Source organism: Daejeonella sp. (genome assembly GCF_044348475.1).
In the GTDB taxonomy this organism is placed as follows: Bacteria; Bacteroidota; Bacteroidia; order Sphingobacteriales; family Sphingobacteriaceae; genus Daejeonella.
In genome coordinates, this window is record NZ_JBIKSU010000134.1 from 1 (window position 1) to 3,948 (window position 3,948).

At 38.7% G+C, this 3,948-nt stretch carries 2 protein-coding genes and 1 pseudogene; 2 read left to right on the plus strand and 1 reads right to left on the minus strand.

The window, feature by feature from the left end:
- Together ACIQZ6_RS12215 and ACIQZ6_RS12220 are read left to right on the plus strand one after the other, a co-directional pair.
- A pseudogene (locus tag ACIQZ6_RS12215) lies at positions 1-725 on the plus strand (hypothetical protein); the annotation flags it as partial.
- A 1-nt stretch (position 726) separates the two neighbouring features.
- A complete protein-coding gene (locus ACIQZ6_RS12220) occupies positions 727-1,797 on the plus strand; it encodes a hypothetical protein (protein ID WP_395811497.1) in 1,071 nt (356 codons plus the stop codon).
- A gap of 429 nt (positions 1,798-2,226) precedes the next feature.
- Here ACIQZ6_RS12220 and ACIQZ6_RS12225 read toward each other — a convergent pair whose 3' ends face one another.
- Positions 2,227-3,153 carry a glycosyltransferase family 2 protein gene (locus ACIQZ6_RS12225; protein WP_395811499.1) on the minus strand — a complete coding sequence of 309 codons (927 nt, stop codon included), beginning with the start codon at positions 3,151-3,153 and terminating at the stop codon, positions 2,227-2,229.
- Between the last annotated feature and the right edge of the window lie 795 nt (positions 3,154-3,948).

A 3,948-nucleotide genomic window follows, 5' to 3' on the forward strand; every position in this document is an offset into this window, starting at 1 on the left:
TCTCCAGAATAATTAAAGACAAATCTGATAATGTTGCAAACCAGTTGGTTGAAACATTTAATGTAAATATTGAAACCGGAACTGGCGATATGGAGTTGCAAGAACTTGATTATATTCATGTACCCCGTTTAGTAAACTTCCGGCCATTAGGCAATATCAATGTTGCCGGCGAAGTATTATTTCCAGGTGAATACGCTGTACAAAAGCGCGACGAAACTGCTCTAGACTTTTTACAGAGAGCCGGCGGGCTTAGTCCTTACGGATCATTAGAAAGTACGCAGATTTACAGAAACGGGGTTAGAGTTGACCTAGATCTAACTCAAAGCACATCAGATTCAATTGCTCAAAAAAGTATGATCCTGATTCCAGGCGATAGTATTTTTGTTCCAAGAATTATATCGTTTGTAAAAGTATCAGGTGCAGTAAGTAACCCTCAATACATCAGTTATCAGGGGCGAAGATTTAAATATTATATCAACTCTGTTGGAGGCACTCTTGAAAATGCCCGAATTAAAGGATCATACGTTCAATATCCCAATGGCTTGAATAAACCGGTCCGGAATTTTCTAGTATTCAGAAGCTACCCGCCTGTTTTACCTGGCAGCATAATCACAGTGCCTAAAGATAATCCAGATAATAAAGTACGATTAGGATTTGCCGAAATTTCAGGAATCACTTCAGCCATTACAGCACTTATTGGGCTGCTAGCTATTTTAGATAAATAATATGAGTAAGGAAACCTATCCATACGAGCCTGAATTTTCATTCAAACAAATCTTTCAAAAGCGTAAAGAGGATGTAGTTTACCTGTGGCAAAAACGTTTTAAAATTGGTGCTATATCGATCTTAGGTGCCTGTTTAGGTATCGCATATGCCTGGTACAAGCCTGTTTCGTATACTTCGAGGCTTACCTTTGTTGTTGAAGAAGCCAAAGGAGGAGGAGGTTCACTGATATCCGGATTGGCCGGGCAACTTGGCTTTGATATTGGTGGGATGTCGGGCACAGGTGGAGTATTGGCAGGCGATAACGTACAGCAATTGCTACGCAGTACCCGAATGATAAAAAACACCTTACTCACTCCATTTGATGATCAAAAAGACATCACTATTGCCGATGAATATGCCAGAACAGCCAAATTAAGTGAGGCCTGGGGCGATAAATACACTAATGGAACACCTGTTACTTTCCCCAAAAATACAGAAACCTATACCAGACTTCAAGATAGCCTGATTCAGGTGATCATTAAAAGAATAAGTGAAAAAGAACTGAGTGTTGGAAAGCCTGATAAAAAATTGAGTTTTTTCGAAGCAACGGTTACCATGCATAATGAAAGGCTTGCTCAGGTATTCACTAAAAAACTTATTCAGGAGGCCACGCGTTTTTATATTGACACCAAAACTAAAAGACAACGAAATAATGTGAACCGATTGCAAGTGCGTGCTGATAGCATTGAAGCACTTCTAAATCGCAAAACATATATTGCCAGTGCGGCCAATGACATTATGTTGGATAAAAACCCGGGATATGTTACGCAGGCGGCGGCCATTGAATTAAAACAAAGAGATAAGGGAGTGTTGCAATCCATTTATGGAGAAATTGTAAAAAACCTTGAAATTAGCCGTACCATGCTATTACAGGAAACTCCAACCTTCCAAATAGTTGATGAACCTGAGCTACCCCTCAAAAAGAATAGAACAGGATACCTCATGTCAATTATTTATGGGATGATGGCTGCCGGTGCCGCTGGATGTCTTTATCTATTGATGATGAGGGCTAAGGTAAAAACTGAAGATTAGGTTCGCTGCAGACCCACCACCCTTGCTAGCGCACGCGTGCCGCGTGTGATTTTTCTTAAGTTAATTTATTTTCCTCTGATTTGTTTTTTCAATGAAGAGCAATGTGCTTATTTTCACGAAGGTCCCTCACCTGCTGAAGGGCAGGGTTCGGGATGACATTGGATTTTGGATTGAAATTTGTTTTTTAAAAGCGGTGGTGAGAGGTGATTCTCATCTTTTATTAAACCTAATTTAGCACTAGACCACCCCCTTTAATTCCCCCGCCAGCGGTGGACACTGGGCGGCTAAGGGAAATTTGTCATAAACTAAAAAAATCAGTACTTATTGAAAATTCTTATCCGCCATACTGTCCCCCGCTGGCGGGGGTAGGGGGTGGTTCTCGTATATTATTATTAAACTTAATTTAAGATACAAAGAACAAAAAAACATTTATTTCCAGTTACCCCTAAAAAACACCCTCAACGCAATTTTCTTTTCTAGATAAGATTTACCCTTGAGCTTCAAGAATTTCTGAATTAGTTTTTTCTGTTCTGCATTTAAATTATGCTCGAAAGTATGGTAAAACTCAGTTACAAAACTGATCTGATCTTCAAATAGATCGTTCTTCTTGAACGACTGACGAACTTCTGCCCATAAGCGGCTCAACCTGCCCAATTTATGGAAATTGCCAACATCCGTAGCATTATCCCTGTGTTTGCGATACCAGATCAACGAATCCGGAACTACGGCAACATCACCAAATGTATAGGCAATCAAAGACATCCAGGTATCATGATTTAAACTAGCATTCTCGGGGATACTTGAAAAGTAATTTCTCATGTTAGGATTCATCAACATGGTACAACCATTCACAAAACATCCAAACAAAAGTGTATCCAAACAATGATTGTAATCTCCCTGCCCTAGTTCATTCCGAAATGACTGATTCAACAGATTCTTATCTTCATCTACGAAAATCAGATCCGAATAAACCATAGCTGGACGTTGACTCTCTTCTATCTTAAGTAAAAGGTCTGCTGCAGCCTGAATCTTACCGGGTAGCCAGATATCGTCCTGATCAGACAATGCAATATAATTGTCGGTAGAAGTCAAAGAAACAGCCCTTTTAAAATTACCTATAAACCCAAGTCTGTTGTCATTTACGAAATACTTTAAAAGTCCTTTTTGCTGATATTTATCGAGTATTTCTTGGGTACCGTCTGTAGATTGGTCATCACATACAATAATTTCAGAAGGCAAAAGTGATTGAGAAAGTATAGAATCAAGCTGCTCTTCTAAATATTTTTCGCCATTATAAGTAGCCATAGCTATAGATATGGAAGGATACACAATTGATTCTGGCAATTTGGGGGTCATGTCTTGATTGTTACGGCTATCATGCCGCGATTTTTATTGTACTAGTTGTAAAAATACCTGTTAAAAATAAGAAATATTATGGTTTAATGAAGGTTGCGTGGGCTAGGCCAAAAAAATAGCTGTCAAAAAAAAATATGTCTGGTTTCAAGAACCACCCCCTTTAATTCCCCCGCCAGCGGTGGACAAGGGTGGCTAATTATAATTTGATATAAGTTGTAAATATCAATCCATTCCCGAAATTTCTTTATCCAACATACTGTCCTCCGCCAGCGATGGACAAGGGTGGCTAAGGAAAAACTATTATAACAAAAACAGTAAAATTGTAAACCTATGACAGGATAATAAATAACTGTAAACGCATTGCAGGATTAAATCAAAAACTGTAAACTTTTTTTAGGACGATACACGAATTCTTATCCGCCATACTGTCCCCCGCTGGCGGGGGTAGGGGGTGGTTTTTAAAAAATTTAGACATTGAAAACCGTAAATTGACTGTAGAATTAGACCCAGAATAATTTTTCCTTTTTAATCACTAATTTTGATCAAACATATTTATTCCAATTCGCATTTAAAACTAAGCTGGCAGGCCTCAAATAGTACGCATCTGTGTCCGTAAATGAAACAAAAACCCACATTCGTTACCGTATTTACAGAGACCGAGAATTTTCACCTGGTTAAGGATGTTGGGCAGCTTCCTTATTTTATGTACAAAACAGAAGGCTATGATGCCACATTAATCAGCTATAAGAATAATGTGGAATATCCATTTATTGATCAGGAGGTGAATGGATTAAA